This is a genomic window from Microbacterium cucumeris, from assembly GCF_058349845.2.
In genome coordinates, this window is record NZ_JBYRIZ020000001.1 from 666,790 (window position 1) to 685,869 (window position 19,080).

Consider the following 19,080-nt stretch of genomic DNA (forward strand, 5'->3'; position numbering starts at 1 on the left):
CATTCTCGCTCCGCCAAATCGAGGCCGCAGGCTGCGGCATCCCGGGCGTGGCGCGCGCGTACGGGGTTTGCCGACGCCGTCGGATGGGAGTTGACTCTTCACATGCGCGTCACGAAGTACGAACATGCCACACTCCGCATCGACGAGGCCGGGGACACCCTCGTCATCGACCCCGGCAGCTTCACCACTCCTCTGGACGACCTCAGCGGCACCGTGGCGGTCGTCATCACCCACGAGCATCCGGATCATTGGACGCCCGAGCAGCTGGACCGGATCCTGCGCGAGGCGCCGGGCACTCCGGTGTTCGCGCCGGCAGGGGTGGCCGCTGCCGCGCCTGACCACGAGATCACCGTCGTCTCCCCCGGCGACACCGTGACCGCCGGACACTTCACCCTCCGGTTCTTCGGCGGCGAGCACGCCGTGATCCACGCCTCGCTGCCCGCGATCCAGAACGTCGGCGTCCTGGTGAACGAGGAGCTCTACTATCCGGGCGACTCCTACGCCGTTCCCGACGGCGTCGCGGTGGACACGCTCGCCGCCCCGCTGGGGGCGCCTTGGCTGAAGATCGGAGAGGCGATGGACTTCGTCCTCGCCGTCGCACCACGGCGGGCGTTCGGCGTGCACGACATGACGCTGTCCGTGATCGGACGCGACATGCACCGCGGCCGGCTGGAATGGGCGACGGCGCAGAACGGCGGCGAGTTCTTCCGGCTGGATCCCGGCGCTTCGCTCGACCTCTGAGGATGGCCGACTCGCCCGCCGCCGAGCGCTCCCTCGGCGAGAACCAAGTGCGCACCCTTCTGCTCTCCGCCGCGCCCGAACTCGCCGCTCGACCGCTCGTCCTGGTCGCCGAGGGGTGGGACAACGCCATCTGGCGCCTGGGCGACGATCTCGCCGTGCGCATCCCCCGACGCGAGCTCGCCGTCTCGCTCATCCTCCACGAGCAACGGGTCCTGCCCGTCATCACCCCTCGGCTGGCCGCACTCGGAATCCGCACCCCGTCGCCCCTCGTCGCCGGGACCCCCGGTGATGCCTTCCCCTGGCCGTGGTCCGTCGTCCCCTGGATCGAGGGGACGACGGCGATGAGCCGGCCTCGCGCGCCCAACGGTCGGTGGGCACCGCAGCTCGCGGCGGCACTCGTCGCGCTGCACCGCCCGGCCGGCGAAGACGCGCCTCCGAACCCCCTGCGCGGCGTGCCTCTGTCCGCGCGCGACAGGGCCATCCGTCCGCGACTCGAACAGTTCGCCGATCTGCCCGCGTTGCGCGAAGCGTGGGATGCCGGACTCGCCGCGCCCGCGGCCGCAGAGCGCGTCTGGATCCACGGCGACCTGCATCCCGGGAACATCCTCGTGGACAACGGGGACCTCGCCGCGCTCATCGACTTCGGGGACGTCACCGCGGGCGACCCCGCCTACGATCTCGCTTCGGCCTGGCTGCTGTTCGATCGGGACGGCCGTCGGAGGTTTCAGGAGGCGACCGACGGGCGGTACGACCAGGCGACCTGGACGCGCGCGCGAGCGTGGGCGGCTTTCCTGGCTCTGGTCTTCCTCACGCTCAGCGACGACCGCCCCGATCATCGGGCGATCGGGGAGGAGACCGTCGCCGAACTCAGCGCGGACTGACTACGACTGCGACGACCGCACCCGGAGATCCCGCGCCAGATGATCGCGCTGCTCGATCAGGAGCCGGCGCAGCGCGCCGGGGGCGTCCTCGTTCTCCGCCAGCCAGGCGTCGACGAGTGCGAGCGAGTCGGACGCCGGGAACATCCCCGTCACGAGCCGCTTCGCGATCTCGATGCTCCGCTCGGCCCACGCCGGGCGGATCCGGGTGAAGTAGTCCGGATCGTGATGAGCGGTCAGGTCGCGGCGCCCACCGGCGCGGAATCCTCCGATCGTCGCGTCGAGATGGTCATTGGACAGACCGGCATCGGTCCAGGCCGACTGCCAGGCGGCATCCCGCACCGACCGATCGGGTTGGGCGGCCAGCGCCCTGATCGCCGCCGTCCGGCCGTCGGCGGTGTCGTCGCGCTGCCGCTCCGCCTCGATCTCGGCAGGCGTGATGCTTCCCGTGGTCGCCAGCGCGGTCACGAACTGCCACCGCAGCTCCGGGTCGACGGGGAGCCCGATCGGGCCTTCTCCCGCGAGGATCCTGCGCACCTCTGCTGCCGCACCCGCGTCATAGGCGGAGGCTGTGGCGAACGCCCTCGCCCACGACAGCTGGGAGTCACTGGCCGGTTCGGCGGCATACAGCGCCTGCTGCGCCGCGGACAGCCAGGCGGAGCGCTCTCCGGCCTGCGCCGCCTCGGGGACGTAGTGGCTGAGCGTGTATGCGGCGTTGCCGAGCACCCCCGCCAGCAGAGAGATGTTCCTCTCGGCGGCGGCGTGGGCGCGCACGATCTCCAGGTAGCGGGCGGCAGGAAGCTCCCCGTCCCGCGTCGCGTTCCACAGCGCCGACCAGACGAGACCTCGCGCCAGCGCATCCTCCAGGCTCGACAAGGCCGCCGTCACGGTCACCAGTGAGCGCTCGTCCAGCCGCGCCTTGGCGTACGTGAGGTCGTCGTCATTGAGCAGCACCAGATCAGCGTCGCCGAAGCCCACCGGCGTGCGCTCGTCGGCGATGTCGAGCTCCACCTTCTCGCGCAGCGCGAGACGCCCGTCCACGAGGTCGTACAGCCCGACGCGCAGACGATGCGGTCGAGTCGCGCTCTGCACCAGCATCCGCTCGCCTCGGGCATCCGTCTCCAGCCAGAGCGTCGACACACCGGTCGTCTCGAGCCAGGCGCGCGACCAGGCGCGCACATCGCGGCCGGACACCTCCTCGAGCTGCGCGAGAAGGTCCTCGAGGGTCGTATTGCCGAACGCGTGCGCGGCGAAGTAGCGCCGCGCACCTTCGAAGAACGCCTCCTCGCCGACGAAGGCGACGAGCTGCTTGAGCACGGATGCGCCCTTGGCATAGGTGATGCCGTCGAAGTTGAGCTTGGCCGCCTCGAGGTCGGGGATGTCAGCGACGATCGGATGCGTGGTCGGCAGCTGATCCTGCTGATACGCCCAGGCCTTGCGGCGGTTCGCGAAGGTCACCCACGCGTCCGTGAACCGGGTCGCGGCCGCCGAGGCGTGCGAGCCCATGTAGTCGGCGAAGGACTCCTTCAACCACAGGTCGTCCCACCACCGCATCGTGACGAGGTCGCCGAACCACATGTGCGCCATCTCGTGCAGGATCGTGTTCGCGCGCCCTGCGCGCTGGGCGTCCGTCGCCGCGCCACGCGGGATGTACGCCTCGGTGAAGGTCACCAGTCCGGGGTTCTCCATGGCGCCGAGGTTGTACTCGGGGACGAAGATCTGGTCGTACTTGCCCCACGGGTAGGGAGAGTCGAACGCCTCGGTGAAGAAGTCCAGCCCCTGTCGCGTGACGGTGAGGATCTCATCGGCCTCGAGGTGCTCCGCGAGGGAGGCGCGGCAGAGGACGCCGAGATCGACGACCTGCTCACCTCGCCGCCACGTCCCCTCGACCCGATGGTAGGGCCCTGCCGCGACAGCGGTGATGTAACTGGAGATCGGCAAGGTGGGTGCGAATTCGACGGTCTGCGCGGAGCCGTCCTCGATCGACGACACGGCGGACTGGTTGGAGAGCACCTGCCATCCGGCCGGTGCCTGCACCACGAATGTGTATTCCGCCTTCATGTCCGGCTGCTCGAAGCACGCCATGACGCGCCGGGAGTCGGCGGGCTCGTACTGCGTGTACAGGTACGTCGCGCCGTCGACCGGATCCACGAACCGATGCAGCCCCTCGCCGGACCGACTGTAGGCCCCGCGAGCCCGCACGACGACCGTGTTGGATGCCGCGAGGCCGGTGATCCGGATGCGCGCGCCGTCGTAGTCCACCTCCTGCGCCGCTCCGTTCACGACGACCTCGTCGACGGACTCGCCGATGAAGTCGATCCAGGTCTGCGTCGTCGTGGCGCCGAACTCCAGCGTCGTGGTCGTCCCGAAGCCGCTCCTGCCGGCATCCTGCGCCTCCCGCAGATCGAGGTCGACTCGGATGCTTCGCACGGTGACGGACGCGGATCGCCCGGCGGTCTCCTGGCGGGTCAGGTTCGCTGAGGTCATGCGTCCATCGTTTCACGACCGTGACCGGCGCTCGGGCGCACCACGGCCCGGGATGGGCTAGGCTGGGCCGACACCTTCACGATGGCGGCCGGGCTCTCCGACCGTGCATCAGCCCGAATGCCGCGCTGCGGCAGGGTGGCCGCTTTCCTCCGAATCCTCCGCCTCACCCCCTCACCATCCCCGGCATCGTCGCCGCCGCATTCGAGGGGCGCACAGACTGCACTGTCGAATCGTTCGCCAGTGCACGACGGGCCGAACATCGGCCCACGAACACAAAGGAAACACGCAGCATGGCCACTGGCACTGTCAAATGGTTCAACTCCGACAAGGGCTACGGCTTCATCGCTCCCGATGACGGTTCCGCCGACCTCTTCGCGCACTTCAGCGCGATCCAGGGCTCCGGGCACCGCAACCTCGAGGAAGCGCAGAAGGTCGAGTTCGACACGGAGCAGGGCCCCAAGGGTCCCCAGGCGACGAACATCCGCCCCCTCTGATCTGAACCCGATGGGCCCGGTCGCATCGCGCGGCCGGGCCCATCGGCGTCTCATGCCGGCTGCGTGTTCCCCAGCCGGTGTCCGAGAGCGGTGTACAGCGCTCTCGCCTCCACCGATGAGGCGCTGTCAAGGCTCTCGGCACGAAGCCCGGAGATCCGTAGCTTGTTGTCATCGAAGGAGGTGGCTGATGACCGACAACCAGCGCCACGAGGACGATGACGAGCGGATCGCGGCGGTGCCGCCGGGCGGCGAGGGCGCCGACAGCGGGGCGGTCGACGCGGTCGAGGTCGACGACGACGAGCAGGGCGAAGTCCCCGACATCTCGCCCCAGAACGACATCCCCGGGGTCGGGACCAGGCGCGCCGAGCACGGAGACGGATCCGGCCGCTGAGTCACCCGCCCCGCAGATCCTGCGCCAGCATGACGAGGATGCCGCTGGGTCCCCTGAGGTACGTGAGCCGGTAGACGCCTTCGTAGTCCGCGACGCCGCGCAGCGGATGACAACCGTGGCGCGCGGCGATCTCGAGAGACGCATCCAGGTCGTCCACCGCGAAGGCGACGCGGTGCATGCCGATCTCGTTCGGACGCGTCGGCTCGGTCTCGATCGCCTCCGGGTGGATGTACTCGAACAGTTCGAGCCGCCCGCTGCCGTCCGGAGTCTGCAGCATCGCGATCGAGGCATGGTTGCCGTCGAGCCCGACAGCGGTGTCCGCCCACTCTCCGCTGACCGTGTCCCGGCCGAGGACCGTGAGACCGAGGTCGGTGAAGAAGGCGATCGCTGCCTCGATGTCGCGGACCGCGATGCCGACGTTCTCCAGTCTGATGCTCATGCGCGCGATGCTACGCCTGCGCCGACGGGATCTGAAAGCACGAAATCCCCGCCGAAGCGGGGATCCTCACAGTGCTGGGGTACCTGGACTCGAACCAAGAACAACTGAACCAGAATCAGCCGTGTTGCCAATTACACCATACCCCAAGGGCGAAACCGGAGCCTCGCACCGAGGTTCAAGCTTACCCGACGCCGAGACAGGTTCCAAATGGAGCCGATCCGCCGCGCGTGGCGCGGTCACATCTGCACGACGTTCCCGGACTGCTCCGCCCTGATCCATCCGTCGAGGTCGAACCCCTGGTCCCTGGCGGCCTGCAGGAACTCCTCCTCGACGCTCTGCTCTACAGCCGGGCGGCGGGACAGGAACCACAGGTACTTCCGATCCGGGGTGCCGACGAGGGCGTGGCGGTAGTCCTCGTCCAGCCGCAGGATCCAGTAGTCCGCACGGGTGAACGGGATCCACCGCAGGGCGTCCGGGAGGAACGACACCCGCAGCCTTCCCGGATGCTCCCCGTCCGGAACCGCCTCGCCGACCGCCTGAGTCGGCTCGCCCTTCGCGTCGAGGCAGCGGTTGTCGACACGCACCGTGCCGTCGTCGTTCAGCGAGTACTCCGCGGTCACGTCGCTGGCCTCGTCATCCTCGAACCGCAACGGCAACCGGCCGATCTCGTACCAGAGTCCGAGATACCGGCCCAGCTCGACGGTCGCCACCGAGCGGACTTCTTCAGCCATGGTCATCTCCTCCTTCGGACGGGAGGATCAGGCTACGACGAGGCGACCGCGTCGCCGAGGGGGTTGCTCAGGCGGCGAGGATCTGCGACAAGGCGCGCAGACGTGCGAGCGTCGCGTCCTTGCCGAGCAGCTCCATCGACTCGAACAGCGGGGGCGACACCCGGCGACCGGTGATCGCCACTCGCGGCGGACCGTACGCGACACGCGGCTTCAGCCCGAGATCCTCGACCAGGGCCTTCGCCAGGGCATCCTGGATCGCCGAGGGCGTGAACTCGGTCAGCGGTTCGAGCGCCGCGACGCACGCCTGCAGCACCTCGACCGCGTTCGCCGGCAGGCCCTTCAGGGCATCCGCGTCGTACGACACCTCGTCCGCGAACAGGAAGCCGAGCATTCCGGGCACGTCCCCCAGCAGCTGGACGCGCTCCTGCACGAGCGGCGCCGCACGGAACGCCAGTACGAGCTGCTCATGTGTCGGCTCGTCGAAGAGGCCCGCAGCGGCGAGATACGGCACGATCCGCTCGGCGAAGTCCTTCTCGTCCAGCATCCGGATGTGGTCGCCGTTGATGGACTCGGCCTTCTTCTGGTCGAAGCGCGCCGGGTTCGGGTTGACGTTCTCGATGTCGAACGCCGCGATGAACTCCTCGAGGGAGAACACGTCGCGGTCAGGACCGATGGACCAGCCCAGCAGCGCGAGGTAGTTCAGGAGCCCTTCGTGGATGAACCCGCGCTCGCGGTGCAGGAAGAGGTCGGCCTGCGGGTCGCGCTTGGAGAGCTTCTTGTTGCCGGTCTCCCCCAGCACCAGCGGCATGTGCGCGAAGCGGGGAACGAACGACGTCACGCCGGCCTCGATGAGCGCCGCGTACAGCGACAGCTGACGAGCGGTCGAGGGCATGAGATCCTCGCCGCGCAGGACGTGCGTGATGCCCATCAGCGCGTCGTCCACCGGATTCACGAACGTGTACAGCGGCACGCCGTTGGGGCGCACGACGACGAAGTCCGGGAACGAGCCCGCCGGGAACGTCACCTCACCGCGGATCAGGTCCACGTAGGTGAGGTCCTCGTCCGGCACGCGGAGCCGGAGGGCCGGCTGACGCCCCTCGGCGCGGAACGCCGCCTTCTGCTCCTCGGTGAGGTCGCGGTCGAAGTTGTCGTAGCCCAACTGCTTGGCGCGGCCGTTGGCCTCGTTGCGGGCGTCGATCTCCTCGGCGTTCGAGTAGCTCTCGTAGAGGGCCCCGGTGGCGAGCAGCTTGTCGATGACCTCGCGGTAGATGTCGTGGCGCTGCGACTGGCGGTACGGCGCGTGCGGGCCGCCGACCTCGACCCCCTCGTCCCAGTCGATCTTCAGCCACGTCAGCGCGTCGACGAGCTGGCGGAAGCTCTCCTCGCTGTCCCGCGCGGCATCCGTGTCCTCGATCCGGAACACGAGCTTGCCGCCGTTGTGCCGGGCGTACGCCCAGTTGTACAGCGCGGTGCGCACCATGCCGACGTGCGGCAGGCCGGTCGGAGAGGGGCAGAAGCGGACACGGACGTCGGCACCACTGGCGGTCGTGGTGAGAGGGTGCGGAGTAGCCATAGCCCTTCGATTCTACGGGGACGGGGGTGCCGCACCGACGGCGACGACGGCGGTGTGCTCGAGCGGAACGGCGTCGCCCTCGGAGCGTTCAGCGGCGACGAGATCGAATCCCCGTCGGAAGGCGCCACGGCCTTCGGCGTCCAGCGCCCGGTAGAAGGCGCCTGCGGAGGCCACACCCCCTTCCGCAGACGCCCACAGGATCTCCGGAGCGACCCGCCAGATCCAGGTGACCTCGCTGGTCGTGACGTCGCGCCAGCGCCCCTCTCCCAGCATGGCCGCGAACCCGGACGTGGACCGGTCGAAGTCCTTCTCCGGGGGCAGCCGCTCGCCTGTCGGCGGCTCGAGTCCCGCACGCGTGCAGACCTCCAGCCAGAACCACGACGGCGAACGCACCCACGTGGTCGCCACGAGCGTGCCGCCCGGCACCGCGATCCTCGCGAGCTCCGCCGCCGACGCGCGCGGATCGGCGACGTGGTTGAGGACGAAGTTCGCCGTCACCGCATCGAAGACGCCGTCCGGGTACGGCACGTGCGGCAGGGCGGCGTCCACGATCCGGATGCCGGGATGGGTGCGCGCCGCGACAGCGCGCATCGTGGGCTCGGGTTCGACGCCCACCGCGTCCCAGCCGCCGTCGCGCAGACGCGCCGCCAGCGAGCCGGTCCCGGCTCCGACGTCGACGGCCGCCCGTCCGGCACCCGGTCCGACCGCGGCGAGGACCGCGTCCTCCGTCCCGGCGCACAGGGCCGCGTAGGATGCGGCGTACGCCTCACCGGTGCCGGACCACGTCTTCATCGGGTTTCGGCCACGCGCGGCATCCGGCCGTACGGCGACAGCGCCGTGATGGCGATCACCAGCGCGAACGCCGCGACGCCGAGGCCCGCGTACTGGAAGTTCGACAGCACGACGCCCGCCAGCACGGCACCGGCAGCGGCGGACAGGCTCATCAGGGAATCGCTGCGTCCCTGCCGGCGGGTGCGCAGCTCCGGAGCGGATGCCTCGGTGAGCAGCGCTGCCCCGGCGACGGTCGCGGCACTCCAGCCGAGTCCGAGGAGGATCAGCGCGGTCATGACACCCCAGGCCTGATCGTTCCATGCGATCGCGAAGACGAGGGATGCCGCGAGCAGTGCCTGGCCCAGCAGCACGACGCGCAGTCGCCCCCAGCGGTCGGCCAGGATGCCGAACACCGGCGAGAGCGCGTACATCCCGGCGACGTGCAGCGCGATCGTCACGCCCACCAGCAGCGAGACGTCGGCACTCGTCGCATGACCGCCGTGCATGCCCTGGGCCATGTGGGACAGATGGATCGGCGTCATCGCCATCACCGACGCCATGACCACGTGCGACCCCGCGATCGCGAAGACCGCGTAGCGCGCGACGACGGGCCGGTCGACGGCCGCGAGCGCGGATGCGGTGGCCGCGGCATCCCGGCTCAACCTCTGCGCTGCGAGCAGCGGGTCCGGGCGCAGCGCCACGAGATACAGCACGAACGCCGCGGACTGGGCGATGAGCGAGAACAGATAGGAGCCGGTCTGCGGCGGCATCCCGATGGCCTGCCCGACGATCTCGCCGGGGCCGAGCAGGAGCGGGCCCGCCACGCCGCCGATGGTCGTCGCCCAGACGACGATCGACAGGTCACGGCCGCGATGCCGCGGGGCGGCGAGGTCCGTCGCGGCGAAGCGGGACTGCAGGTTGCCCGCGTTGCCCGCGCCGATGAGGAGGATTCCGGCCAGCAGGAGCGGGAAGATCCGCAGGGCCGCCGCCAGGATCACGATGCCGATCCCGACGAGCGCGAAGAGGTTCCCCAGCGTGAGCGCCCGTCGACGGCCCACGCGGCTGGCCATCCGGGCGAGCGGGATGGCGCACAGTGCCGCTCCCAGCGTCACGGATGCCGTCGCGAGTCCGGACAGCGCATCGTCTCCGGAGATGTCGGCGGCCAGCAGGGCGCCGAGGGACACCGTCGCACCGAAGGCGATGCCGCCGAGCACCTGACCGAAGGACAGGATGAGGACGGTGCGGCGCTGGACGACCGCCTGCTCGGCCGCCGTCAGGACGGTCATGCCGCGGGTGCCGCGTCGCGCGCGGGATTGCGCAGGACGCCGATGCCGGAGACCTCGACCTCGACGGTGTCCCCCGCGGCGAACGGGCCGACGCCGGCGGGCGTTCCGGTGAGGATGACGTCGCCGGGAAGCAGCGTGAACACCGCCGAGGCGTACGCGATGATGTCGGAGACCGAGTGGATCATGTCCGTCAGGGGCGCCTGCTGGCGCACCTCGCCGTTCACGCGCGTGGCGATGGTCGCGGCATCCGCGTCGAACTCGGTCTCGATCACGGGACCGAGCGGGCAGAAGGTGTCGAAGCCCTTGCCGCGGGTCCACTGCCCGTCGCGGCGCTGCAGATCGCGGGCCGTGACGTCGTTGGCCACGGTGTAGCCGAAGACGTACTCCAGCGCGTGCTCAGCGGGCACGTTCTTGGCGATGCGGCCGATCACGACAGCGAGCTCGCCCTCGAAGTCCGTCTGCTCCGAGAGCGCGACGGGACGGACGATGGCGTCGCCGGGACCGATCACGGACGTGTTCGGCTTGAGGAAGAGCAGAGGCTCCTCGGGCGCCTCACCGCCCATCTCCTTGGCGTGATCGTGGTAGTTCTTGCCCACGCAGACGACCTTGGACCGCGGGATGACCGGCGCGAGAAGCGCTGCATCGGCGAGCGGAACACGCTCACCCGTCGTGTCGAAGCCGGCGAACAGGGGGTCGCCGGCGAGGACGACGAGCTCCCCCTCGTCCAGGATGCCGTAGCGGATGGCGTCGTTGTGGCTGAACCGAGCGATCTTCACCCGACCAGCCTACTCAGCCCGCGGCTGCCGGTGGTGGCCCCCTCCCCCATCTCCGAGACCTCTCCTGGTTCACGAGACCTCTCGATATCCACGTCGACAAGACGGGGTTTCGTCGGCAATGAGAGGTCTGTGTGCGGTCGGGATGCGGTCGGGGCAATCGGGGCAGCGTTCAGCGGGAGGGATGGATGCCGAAGGCGGCGAGCCGAGAACCGAGCGACTCCACGGTCCGGATGTGCGCGTGCCCCCCATCGCGCGAAACCCCAGCCGGTCACGCCGCGCACGTCGTCCTCGCGACGTTTCTCGGCCAGAACCGCCTCGGCGGTCGTCGACGCAGCGCGCAGGTCGGGCTCCAGGTACTTGGCCTCCCCGTCGAACTCGCCGAACTTCTGCGCACCCGGAAACCCGAAATCGACGAAGTACTCGTCACCCGCGGGTCCCGTCACGGGCACCTGAAGCGCGACGTCGCGGAAGCCGAGCTGATGCAGACGGAGGCGGCTCACGCTCTCTCCCGGCAGTTCCGCGCGTCCATCCGCGAGTCGCGCGACCCAGCGCGCCTGGCGCACGCCCCGAGCACCGGTGCCGCATCGAGCGAGAAGATCGTCCCGCCAGAGCGCGGCCCGCTCGGCATCCTGCACATGGTGTGAGACCGCGGCCGCACCGAGGGCGGCGTCACCGACGGCGAGTGCGCCCTCGCGCGGAAGGGTGCGGGCCAGGTCGAACGTTGTCCGGACCAGTGATGTGCAGCGGAGTCCGTGCCGGATCGTGATGTCGTCCTCATGGACGACGAGCGCGTGACGCATGACCCCTGGCGCTCGCCGTGAGTGACGGGACCCGGCGATGAGGACGTGCACGAAGTCGTCCCGCATTCCGTAGAGCGGCAGACCCCAGAGCGCGGCAGCCGATGCATGGGTGAACACCGCGCTCGGACTCGAACGTGCGAAGGCGAAGACGCGGAGGAGATGCCTTCCCTCCTCCCAGAGCGACCGCCAGGTCGCCCCGTCGACGTACTGTCCTCGATGAACGCGGATCAACCTCCCCTCGCGCACGAGTCCTTCCAGCATCCGATCGGTCAACCCGGTGTCCAGCAGCTGGGAGCGATCGCGCAGCAGGTTGCCCGCGTCCTCGACGGTGATCCGCTTGCCCATGCCCTCATGGTGCGTGAAACGGGAGAGCCGATCGGTTCTCATCCACAGGTCCGGCACGCTCGGGTCCCGAAGTCATCCGAATCGCCGATCTGTGCAGGGCGAGTTCGCACCCGCGACAGACCTCTCCTCAGCAACGAAACCCCGTCGTAGTCACGTGAATACGACGGGGTTTCGTCAATAACGAGAGGTCTCCCGGAAATGGGGAGAGGTCTGGAGGATGGAGTGGGTCCGGGATCGCGGCGTCCGGGATCGGGGCGTCCGGGGCACGGTCCGGACGGGGACGTCCGAGACCGGGGCGTCCGGGCGCGCGCGTCCAGGGTCGTGCGCGAGGACGTGTCGAGCGGTCAGGCGTCCAGGCGGAGCAGCCAGCCGTGCTTGTCCTCGCGGCGACCGTACTGGATGTCGGTGAGCTCCTCGCGCAGCGACAGGGCGAGGTCGCCGGTCGGCTGGCTCTCCTCGAACTCCGCCGTCACCAGCGCACCGATCGGCGTCACGACCGCCGCCGTGCCGCACGCGAAGACCTCGACGATCTCGCCGGACGCCACGCCGTCGCGCCACTCCTGCAGGGAGACGGGCCGGCGCTCGACCGTGTGACCGCGGTCCTCCGCGAGCTGCAGGATCGAGTCCCGCGTGATGCCCTCGAGGATGCTGTCCGACTCCGGCGTCACGACGCGCCCGTCCTTGAACACGAACACGACGTTCATGCCGCCGAGCTCCTCGACGTTGCCGTCCTGATCGAGGAAGACGACCTGGTCGCATCCCTTGTCGTACGCTTCGGCCTGCGGAAGGAGGCTCGATGCGTAGTTGCCACCGGTCTTCGCCGCCCCGGTCCCGCCCTTGCCGGCGCGCGCGTACGTCTCGGACAGCCAGATCCGGACGGGCTTGACGCCGCCCTTGAAGTACGATCCGGCGGGGCTGGCGATCAGGTAATAGGCCACCTTCTGCGCGGGGCGCACGCCGAGGAACGCCTCCTTGGCGAACTCGAACGGCCGCAGGTAGAGGCTCTGGTCGGCCCCGGACGGCGTCCAGGCGCCGTCGACGGCGATCAGCTCGCGCAGCGACTGCAGGAAGTACTCGGTCGGCAGCTCCGGCAGCGCCATGCGGCGGGCACTGCGCTGCAGGCGCTCGGCGTTCTTCTCCGGCCGGAAGGTCCAGACCGACCCGTCCGCGTGCCGGTAGGCCTTGATCCCTTCGAAGATCTCCTGCCCGTAGTGCAGGACGGCCGCGGCAGGGTCCAGCGGGATCGGGCCGTACGGCTGGACGCGCGGGCGATGCCAGCCGCCCTTGGCCGACCAGCAGATGTCGACCATGTGATCGGTGAAGACCGTGCCGAAGCCCGGGTCCTTGAGCAGCTCTTCACGCTCAGCCGCGGACTTGGCGGCGAGATTGCGTGTCACGGAGAACTCGAGCGGGGCGAGTCCGGTATCGGTCAGTGTCATGTTCACATCCTGCGTTCGATGCGGGCGATGCCCTCAGACTACGCCTGAAGCCGTGCGATGATCGCGTCGCCCGTCTGGCCGGTGGTGCGCGATCCCTGGCGTGCGGCGATGTCCTCCTCGACCGCGCGGCTGATGCGGGCGGATTCGTCGCGCAGCCCGAGGTGGTCGAGCAGGAGCGAGACGGAGAGGATCGCGGCGGTGGGATCGGCCTTCTGCTGACCCGCGATGTCCGGCGCCGAACCGTGGACGGGCTCGAACATCGAGGGGAAGTCTCCTCGCGGGTTGATGTTCCCCGAGGCGGCGAGGCCGATGCCACCGGTGACGGCGCCGGCCAGGTCTGTGAGGATGTCGCCGAAGAGGTTGTCGGTGACGATGACGTCGAAGCGGGACGGGTTCGTGACCAGGAAGATGGTTGCCGCGTCGACGTGCAGATAGTCTACGGCCACCTCCGGGTGCTCCTGCGCCACCTCGTCCACGACCCGCTGCCAGATGGAACCGGCGTGCACGAGCACGTTCGTCTTGTGCACGAGCGTCAGCCTGCGGTTGCGGCGCTCGGCGAGCTCGAAGGCGTATCGCACGACCCGCTCGACGCCGAACGCCGTGTTCACGCTTGTCTCGTTCGCGACCTCGTGCGGCGTCCCCTTGCGGATCGCGCCGCCGTTTCCGACGTACGGGCCTTCGGTTCCCTCACGGACGACGACGAAGTCGATCTCCCCCGGATCCGCGAGCGGTCCCGGTGCTCCGGCGTACAGCTTCGAGGGCCGCAGGTTCACGTAGTGGTCGAGGCTGAAACGGAGCTTCAGCAGCAGGCCGCGCTCGATGTTCGCGCCCTTCAGACGCTCGTCGCCCGGCTGTCCCCCGACGGCGCCGAGAAGAATGGCGTCGTGCGCCGAGATCGCGGCGAGGTCCTCATCCGTGAGCGTGTCGCCGGTCTCGAGGTAGCGGCCGGCGCCGAGCGAGAAGCGCGTCCTCTCGAACACCACGTCGCTGGACGCCGTCACGGCCTCGAGCACGCGCTCCGCCTCGGCGATGACCTCCGGGCCGATGCCGTCACCGGGGATGACGGCCAGCTTCACGACACGCGACATGACACTCCTTGCATCGGGGATTCCTCCCCAGCGTACTGGTCAGCGCGTGCGCGACGTGCGCAGTGTGACGGCCGCGATGACGCCGGCGACGATGACGAGGCCGGCTCCGATCAGGGAGGTCACGGTCACCCCCGAGCCGAAGGCGGATGCCGCGGCCGACCACAGCGCGTCCCCGAGTTCCGCGGGCAGCTGGTGAGCCTCGGTGTACGCGCCGGCGAGGGTCTCCCTGGCGGCCTCCGCGGCACCGGCGGGGATGCCTTCCGGGATCACGAGCGCTCCGCGGTAGAAGGCCGTGATGAGACCTCCCAGAACGGCGGTGCCCAGCACAGCCCCCAGCTCGTACGCGGTCTCGGACACGGCGCTCGCTGCGCCCGCCTTCTCCGCCGGCGCGCTGGAGAGGATGAGCTCGTTGGAGATCGTCTCCGCCGCACCGATGCCGATGCCCAGGACCACGAACGCGAGGATCAGCGGCAGCACCCCGTGATCCTGCGTGCTGAAGGCCACGAGCAGATACCCGACGACGGAGAACACCAGCGCCGACGGGACGACGATGTGGGACGGGACGCGGCGCGAGATCGGCACCACGGTGAGCCCTGCCACGATCATGGCCGCCATTCCGGGGACCAGTGCGAGCCCCGCCTGCATCGGCGACAGACCCAGCACGAGCTGCACATGCTGCGACACGAAGTACAGGAAGCCCACGAGCGCGACGACGCTCAGCAGGTTCACGAGGATCGCACCGGAGAACGAGCCGCGGCGGAACAGCTGCATGTCCAGCATCGGGATCTCCGCGCGCAGCTGGCGGCGCACGAACAGGGTTCCCATCAGCGCGCCGAGCAGCGCCCAGGCCCCGGCGGCGAACGTCGGACCGTCGACCGCGAGCGACTTGATCGCGTACACGACGGGGATCATCGTCGCCATCGACAGCAGGATGCTGATCGGATCGATCCGGCCAGGGTGCGGGTCGCGGCTCTCGGGCACCAGGAGGGGCGCCGCGATGAGCAGCGGGATGAGCACGGGCACGGCGATGAGGAAGACCGAGCCCCACGAGAAGTGTTCGAGCAGGAACCCGCCGACGATCGGGCCGAGCGCGGATCCGGCCGAGAACGCGGACGCCCACACCGCGATCGCGAAGCGTCGCTGGTCACGATTGCGGAAGATGGAGCGCAGCAGCGACAGCGTCGACGGCATCAGCATCGCCCCGAAGAAGCCGAGCAGTGCGCGGGCCGCGATCAGCAGGCCCGCGGTGGGCGCGAAGGCGGCCAGCGCCGACACGGCGGCGAAACCGGTGGCACCGATCAGCAGCATCCGCCGGCGGCCGAATCGGTCGCCGAGGGTCCCCATGGTCACGAGGAGTCCGGCCAGCACGAGCGGGTAGACATCGATGATCCACAGCTGCTCCGTGCCGGAGGGCGACAGCGCGATCGCGATCTCCGGCAGAGCGAAGCTGAGCACGGTGTTGTCGACCGACACCAGCAGCACGGGGAGCATGAGCACGATGAGCGCCCACCATCCACGAGCGCCGACTCGGGGCGCGTTCAGCTCTGTCTCCGTCGCCGGGATCGACGCGGTCATCTTCCACCTCTGCACTCTCTGGGACGTTACTTAACCGTCCGGCTGGTATAGTAACAGATGTCGACCTGATCACGCCCTGAGCAGAGGTGCCCGATGCCCCGTCCTCCCCTGGCCCGCGAACGCGTGCTCGATGCCTTCGAGGCGATCCTCATCGACGACGGGGAGCGCACCGCGACGCTCGAGGCGACGGCCAAGGCCGCCGGGGTGTCCAAGGGCGGACTGCTCTACCACTTCGGCTCCAAGGACGATCTGTCCGCCGGGCTCGTGGAGCGCCTCGAGCATCTGACCGATCTGGACCTCGCCCGCATGGCCGAGGCGCCGGAGGGTCCGGTGGCGTACTACATCCGCACTTCCGTGATGGAGGACGACGCCCTCGACCGCGCCCTGATCGCCGTGTCCCGGCTGGCCCAGGGCGGCCATGCCGCGGCATCCGATGCCCTGCGCGAGGTGCGCCGTCGCTGGTCGGAGACGATCCGCCCTCACGTCCGCGACGAGACGGCTCTCGACCTCGTGATGCTGGTCAGCGACGGTCTCTACTTCAACAACTCGCTCGACGTGAACGGGCCGGAACGCCTCGTCCCGCACGGGCCGGAGCTCCAGGCGCTCATCGACCTCGTGCTCAGAGCGAGCGCGATCACTCCTCGACGATCTCGATCTGCTTGATCACGGTGGCGTCGATGTCCTTGCCGACCTCGGCCAGCAGCTCGTCAGGAACGCGCGAGTCGACCGTGAGGATGGAGAGCGCCTGACCGCCGGCCTCGCGACGTGCGATCTGCATCCCGGCGATGTTGATGCCCGCATCGCCGAATCGCTGGCCGTACACGGCGACGATCCCGGGACGGTCCGTGTAGAGCATCACGATGTGGTGCTTCTCGAGCGGGACCTCGATGTCGTATCCGTTGACCCCCACGATCTTCTGCACCATCCGCGTGCCGGCCAGCGTGCCGGCCACCGTGAGCACGGTCCCGTCGGCGAGGGCGCCGCGGAGCGTGGTGAGGTTGCGGTACTCGGGGCTCTCCTTCTCGACCACGAGGCGCGCCTCGATGCCGCGCTGCTCGGCGAACAGGGGGGCGTTCACGTAGGAGACGTTCTCGCTCACGACGTTCGACAGGATGCCCTTGAGCGCCGCGAGCTTGTAGACGCTCACGTCGTAGTCGGCCAGCTCTCCGCGCACCTCGATGTCGAGGCTCGTCAGCGCCGAGGACGCCAGCCCGCTGAACACCTGGCCCAGCTTCTCGACGAGGTCGATGCCGGGGCGCACGAACGGGTCGATGACGCCCCCCGCCACGTTCACGGCGTCCGGAACCAGGTCGCCCTCGAGAGCGAGCTTCACGGAGCGGGCCACGGACACACCGGCCTTCTCCTGGGCTTCGTCGGTGGAGGCCCCGAGATGCGGCGTGACGACGACGTTCGGCAGCTCCAGCAGGGCACGGGCGGATCCGCCCTCGACCGGTGGCTCGGACGTGAACACATCGAGTCCCGCCCCGGCGATCTCACCGGCGACGAGCGCGTCGTGCAGCGCCTCCTCGTCGATGAGTCCGCCGCGGGCGACGTTGATCACGTAACCGGTCTTCTTCATGGCGGCGAACTGGGCCGCCCCGATCATCCCGGTGGTCTCCGGGGTCTTGGGCATGTGGATGGTGATGAAGTCGCTCTCGGCCACGAGCTCGTCGAGCGTGCGCAGCTCGACGCCGAGCTGCTGTGCGCGTGCGCTCGTCACGTACGGGTCGTAGGCGACGACCTTCATCCCGAAGCTCTGCATGCGCGCTGCGACGAGGGCGCCGATGCGGCCGAGGCCGATCACCCCGAGCGTCTTCTCGAACAGCTCGGTTCCGGTGTAGGAGCTGCGCTTCCACTCCCCCGCCGCCAGCGACGCCTTCGCCGCCGGAACGTGACGGGCGAGGCTCAGGATGTGCGCGCAGGTCAACTCGGCCGCGGAGATGATGTTGGACGTGGGCGCGTTGACGACCATGACGCCCGCCGCGGTCGCGGCCTTGATGTCGACGTTGTCGAGGCCGACGCCGGCGCGGGCGACGACCTTCAGCCGGGGCGCGTGCGCGAGGGCCTCGGCGTCGACCTTCGTCGCCGAACGGATCAGCACCGCGTCCGCATCGGCCAGGGCCGAGAACAGCGCCTCCCGGTCCGTCCCGTCGACATGGCGGATGTCGAAGTCGGGGCCGAGGGCCTCGATCGTGGCGGGCGAGAGAACTTCGGCGATGAGCACGACGGGCTTCGGCACAGCGGATCCTTCGGGGTGGGCGTCACGACGCGGATGGGATCGATGCGCCGCACGCCTTCGGGGCGCGATCGGTTCCACTGTACCGGAGCAGGGATGCCGCCCCGCGCCGTGTGACAGCTCGGACTCAGGCGTCGAGGACGACCAGTGCGTCCATGTTCAGGATGCTGTAGCCGACGAGACTCAGCCAGAACACGGCCACGACCGAGAGCCCCGCGAGCATCACCAGCGCCAGTTCGCCGACGTTGCGGCGCCGACCGATCGCGTAGGCCAGCGCGAAGACGATCGCCGGGAACACGGCGCCGAACACCAGCGTGATCCAGCCGGTCGGAGTGAGGCCCGCCGGCTGAGCCATCGCGATGAGGTGCGCGATCGCGTTCCAGACCGCGTACGCGTAGAAGAGACCGCTCACGCCGACCACGAGCGCGGTGAGCCAGCGCGGGCCTCCACGCGTCTCGGCGGCGGAGGCGGACGAGGTGTTCTCCGTCATGATCCGATCGCTCCCATCATCACGAAGGGCCACGGCACGAGCAGCACGGCCCCGGCGAGCAGAAGGAGCACGCGCACCCAGGCCGCTCGGCCCCGCGTCAGCACCCACGCCACGAGCATCCAGAGCGCGGGAGCCGCGATCGCCAGCACGAACCACGGCAGATACATGGCATCGGAGACGATGAGGTTGGCGAGGGGCTTGATATTGATGCCGCCGATCACCCAGCCCACCGTGTAGAGCAGGTAGATCCCCCCGAAGACGCCGACGAGCAGCAGCATGGCAGTGCTCATCCCCGCAGGCTCGACGTCGGATTCCGCAGGCGGCTCGTCGGAGTCCGCCTCCGCGGACTCGCCTTCCGTGATGACGCCGTCGCTTCCCTTGCCGACCGCGTTCCAGCCGGGCGGCAGCGAGGCTCTCCTGGGAGGTCGATCGTCGTCGCCCTCCCAGGAGAGCGCATCTTCGGCATCCGATGTCATGACTCCAGCGTAGCGATGCCGGGAGCCGTCCCAGTAGGCTCGGGGCCAGCTATCGACGAGGGGA

19 protein-coding genes and 1 tRNA gene are annotated in these 19,080 nt (G+C 69.5%); 5 read left to right on the top strand and 15 right to left on the bottom strand.

Annotated elements, in window-relative coordinates; genetic code table 11:
- Positions 1 to 102 precede the first annotated feature (102 nt).
- Together AC3RXZ_RS03325 and AC3RXZ_RS03330 are read left to right on the top strand one after the other, a co-directional pair.
- Positions 103 to 741, top strand: a complete 639-nt coding sequence (locus AC3RXZ_RS03325; protein WP_491493164.1) for an MBL fold metallo-hydrolase — start codon at positions 103 to 105, stop codon at positions 739 to 741.
- Positions 742 to 743: 2 nt separating this feature from the next.
- Complete coding sequence (locus tag AC3RXZ_RS03330) at positions 744 to 1,622, top strand: aminoglycoside phosphotransferase family protein (protein WP_491493165.1); 879 nt, start codon at positions 744 to 746, stop codon at positions 1,620 to 1,622.
- Here the strand turns inward: AC3RXZ_RS03330 and pepN are convergent, their stop codons facing one another.
- Entirely contained in the window at positions 1,623 to 4,106 is a 2,484-nt protein-coding gene (gene pepN, locus AC3RXZ_RS03335) for an aminopeptidase N (protein ID WP_491493166.1), read from the bottom strand.
- Positions 4,107 to 4,396: 290 nt separating this feature from the next.
- Here pepN and AC3RXZ_RS03340 point away from each other — a divergent pair, with 290 nt between their 5' ends.
- Together AC3RXZ_RS03340 and AC3RXZ_RS03345 are read left to right on the top strand one after the other, a co-directional pair.
- Positions 4,397 to 4,600 (top strand): cold-shock protein, encoded by a 204-nt coding sequence (locus AC3RXZ_RS03340; RefSeq protein WP_120228863.1) that lies wholly within the window; start codon positions 4,397 to 4,399, stop codon positions 4,598 to 4,600.
- Positions 4,601 to 4,787: 187 nt separating this feature from the next.
- Positions 4,788 to 4,991, top strand: coding sequence for a hypothetical protein (locus AC3RXZ_RS03345; protein ID WP_491493167.1), 204 nt, complete (start codon positions 4,788 to 4,790; stop codon positions 4,989 to 4,991).
- A 1-nt stretch (position 4,992) separates the two neighbouring features.
- Here the strand turns inward: AC3RXZ_RS03345 and AC3RXZ_RS03350 are convergent, their stop codons facing one another.
- The 11 genes from AC3RXZ_RS03350 to AC3RXZ_RS03400 all read right to left on the bottom strand — a co-directional run bounded on the left by AC3RXZ_RS03350 (position 4,993) and on the right by AC3RXZ_RS03400 (position 15,814).
- The gene (locus AC3RXZ_RS03350) at positions 4,993 to 5,430 is read right to left on the bottom strand and encodes a VOC family protein (protein WP_243225224.1); all 438 of its coding nucleotides are present in this window, start codon (positions 5,428 to 5,430) and stop codon (positions 4,993 to 4,995) included.
- Between the two features lie 74 nt (positions 5,431 to 5,504).
- Positions 5,505 to 5,576: transfer RNA gene (locus AC3RXZ_RS03355), tRNA-Gln, on the bottom strand.
- A gap of 90 nt (positions 5,577 to 5,666) precedes the next feature.
- Positions 5,667 to 6,161: a lipocalin family protein gene (locus AC3RXZ_RS03360; RefSeq protein ID WP_243225222.1), complete on the bottom strand. Its 495-nt coding sequence runs from the start codon at positions 6,159 to 6,161 to the stop codon at positions 5,667 to 5,669.
- A 67-nt stretch (positions 6,162 to 6,228) separates the two neighbouring features.
- Positions 6,229 to 7,734 (bottom strand): glutamate--tRNA ligase, encoded by a 1,506-nt coding sequence (gltX, locus tag AC3RXZ_RS03365; RefSeq protein WP_491493168.1) that lies wholly within the window; start codon positions 7,732 to 7,734, stop codon positions 6,229 to 6,231.
- A 12-nt stretch (positions 7,735 to 7,746) separates the two neighbouring features.
- On the bottom strand, positions 7,747 to 8,526 hold the full coding sequence (locus AC3RXZ_RS03370) for a class I SAM-dependent methyltransferase (RefSeq protein WP_491493169.1): 780 nt from the start codon (positions 8,524 to 8,526) through the stop codon (positions 7,747 to 7,749).
- Positions 8,523 to 9,791 carry an MFS transporter gene (locus AC3RXZ_RS03375; RefSeq protein WP_491493170.1) on the bottom strand — a complete coding sequence of 423 codons (1,269 nt, stop codon included), beginning with the start codon at positions 9,789 to 9,791 and terminating at the stop codon, positions 8,523 to 8,525. The genes AC3RXZ_RS03370 and AC3RXZ_RS03375 overlap by 4 nt, the downstream gene beginning before the upstream one ends.
- Positions 9,788 to 10,567 carry a fumarylacetoacetate hydrolase family protein gene (locus AC3RXZ_RS03380; RefSeq protein ID WP_491493171.1) on the bottom strand — a complete coding sequence of 260 codons (780 nt, stop codon included), beginning with the start codon at positions 10,565 to 10,567 and terminating at the stop codon, positions 9,788 to 9,790. The genes AC3RXZ_RS03375 and AC3RXZ_RS03380 overlap by 4 nt, the downstream gene beginning before the upstream one ends.
- Positions 10,564 to 11,712 carry a hypothetical protein gene (locus AC3RXZ_RS03385; RefSeq protein WP_491493172.1) on the bottom strand — a complete coding sequence of 383 codons (1,149 nt, stop codon included), beginning with the start codon at positions 11,710 to 11,712 and terminating at the stop codon, positions 10,564 to 10,566. Before AC3RXZ_RS03385 ends, AC3RXZ_RS03380 begins: the two co-directional genes overlap by 4 nt.
- Positions 11,713 to 12,056: 344 nt before the next feature.
- Positions 12,057 to 13,151, bottom strand: a complete 1,095-nt coding sequence (locus tag AC3RXZ_RS03390; protein WP_243225201.1) for a branched-chain amino acid aminotransferase — start codon at positions 13,149 to 13,151, stop codon at positions 12,057 to 12,059.
- Positions 13,152 to 13,189: 38 nt separating this feature from the next.
- On the bottom strand, positions 13,190 to 14,239 hold the full coding sequence (locus tag AC3RXZ_RS03395; protein ID WP_243225195.1) for a 3-isopropylmalate dehydrogenase: 1,050 nt from the start codon (positions 14,237 to 14,239) through the stop codon (positions 13,190 to 13,192).
- Positions 14,240 to 14,278: 39 nt separating this feature from the next.
- Positions 14,279 to 15,814: an MFS transporter gene (locus AC3RXZ_RS03400; protein WP_243225184.1), complete on the bottom strand. Its 1,536-nt coding sequence runs from the start codon at positions 15,812 to 15,814 to the stop codon at positions 14,279 to 14,281.
- Positions 15,815 to 15,907: 93 nt separating this feature from the next.
- Here AC3RXZ_RS03400 and AC3RXZ_RS03405 point away from each other — a divergent pair, with 93 nt between their 5' ends.
- Positions 15,908 to 16,477: a TetR/AcrR family transcriptional regulator gene (locus AC3RXZ_RS03405; RefSeq protein ID WP_243225183.1), complete on the top strand. Its 570-nt coding sequence runs from the start codon at positions 15,908 to 15,910 to the stop codon at positions 16,475 to 16,477.
- On the opposite strand, the gene serA is transcribed toward AC3RXZ_RS03405, so the two are convergent.
- From serA to AC3RXZ_RS03420, 3 genes are all read right to left on the bottom strand, one after another.
- Positions 16,449 to 18,053: a phosphoglycerate dehydrogenase gene (serA, locus tag AC3RXZ_RS03410; RefSeq protein WP_243225181.1), complete on the bottom strand. Its 1,605-nt coding sequence runs from the start codon at positions 18,051 to 18,053 to the stop codon at positions 16,449 to 16,451. The two genes, AC3RXZ_RS03405 and serA, sit on opposite strands and share 29 nt — an antisense overlap.
- A 124-nt stretch (positions 18,054 to 18,177) precedes the next feature.
- Complete coding sequence (locus tag AC3RXZ_RS03415) at positions 18,178 to 18,540, bottom strand: hypothetical protein (protein ID WP_243225178.1); 363 nt, start codon at positions 18,538 to 18,540, stop codon at positions 18,178 to 18,180.
- A complete protein-coding gene (locus AC3RXZ_RS03420) occupies positions 18,537 to 19,016 on the bottom strand; it encodes a hypothetical protein (RefSeq protein ID WP_243225174.1) in 480 nt (159 codons plus the stop codon). Before AC3RXZ_RS03420 ends, AC3RXZ_RS03415 begins: the two co-directional genes overlap by 4 nt.
- Between the last annotated feature and the right edge of the window lie 64 nt (positions 19,017 to 19,080).

Bases quoted from the DNA above. Each gene is read 5' to 3' on its own strand.
- AC3RXZ_RS03325 (WP_491493164.1), top strand. From the start codon at position 103: ATGCGCGTCACGAAGTACGAACATGCCACACTCCGCATCGACGAGGCC.
- AC3RXZ_RS03330 (WP_491493165.1), top strand. From the start codon at position 744: ATGGCCGACTCGCCCGCCGCCGAGCGCTCCCTCGGCGAGAACCAAGTG.
- pepN (WP_491493166.1), bottom strand. From the start codon at position 4,106: ATGACCTCAGCGAACCTGACCCGCCAGGAGACCGCCGGGCGATCCGCG.
- AC3RXZ_RS03340 (WP_120228863.1), top strand. From the start codon at position 4,397: ATGGCCACTGGCACTGTCAAATGGTTCAACTCCGACAAGGGCTACGGC.
- AC3RXZ_RS03345 (WP_491493167.1), top strand. From the start codon at position 4,788: ATGACCGACAACCAGCGCCACGAGGACGATGACGAGCGGATCGCGGCG.
- AC3RXZ_RS03350 (WP_243225224.1), bottom strand. From the start codon at position 5,430: ATGAGCATCAGACTGGAGAACGTCGGCATCGCGGTCCGCGACATCGAG.
- AC3RXZ_RS03360 (WP_243225222.1), bottom strand. From the start codon at position 6,161: ATGGCTGAAGAAGTCCGCTCGGTGGCGACCGTCGAGCTGGGCCGGTAT.
- gltX (WP_491493168.1), bottom strand. From the start codon at position 7,734: ATGGCTACTCCGCACCCTCTCACCACGACCGCCAGTGGTGCCGACGTC.
- AC3RXZ_RS03370 (WP_491493169.1), bottom strand. From the start codon at position 8,526: ATGAAGACGTGGTCCGGCACCGGTGAGGCGTACGCCGCATCCTACGCG.
- AC3RXZ_RS03375 (WP_491493170.1), bottom strand. From the start codon at position 9,791: ATGACCGTCCTGACGGCGGCCGAGCAGGCGGTCGTCCAGCGCCGCACC.
- AC3RXZ_RS03385 (WP_491493172.1), bottom strand. From the start codon at position 11,712: ATGGGCAAGCGGATCACCGTCGAGGACGCGGGCAACCTGCTGCGCGAT.
- AC3RXZ_RS03390 (WP_243225201.1), bottom strand. From the start codon at position 13,151: ATGACACTGACCGATACCGGACTCGCCCCGCTCGAGTTCTCCGTGACA.
- AC3RXZ_RS03395 (WP_243225195.1), bottom strand. From the start codon at position 14,239: ATGTCGCGTGTCGTGAAGCTGGCCGTCATCCCCGGTGACGGCATCGGC.
- AC3RXZ_RS03400 (WP_243225184.1), bottom strand. From the start codon at position 15,814: ATGACCGCGTCGATCCCGGCGACGGAGACAGAGCTGAACGCGCCCCGA.
- AC3RXZ_RS03405 (WP_243225183.1), top strand. From the start codon at position 15,908: ATGCCCCGTCCTCCCCTGGCCCGCGAACGCGTGCTCGATGCCTTCGAG.
- AC3RXZ_RS03415 (WP_243225178.1), bottom strand. From the start codon at position 18,540: ATGACGGAGAACACCTCGTCCGCCTCCGCCGCCGAGACGCGTGGAGGC.
- AC3RXZ_RS03420 (WP_243225174.1), bottom strand. From the start codon at position 19,016: ATGACATCGGATGCCGAAGATGCGCTCTCCTGGGAGGGCGACGACGAT.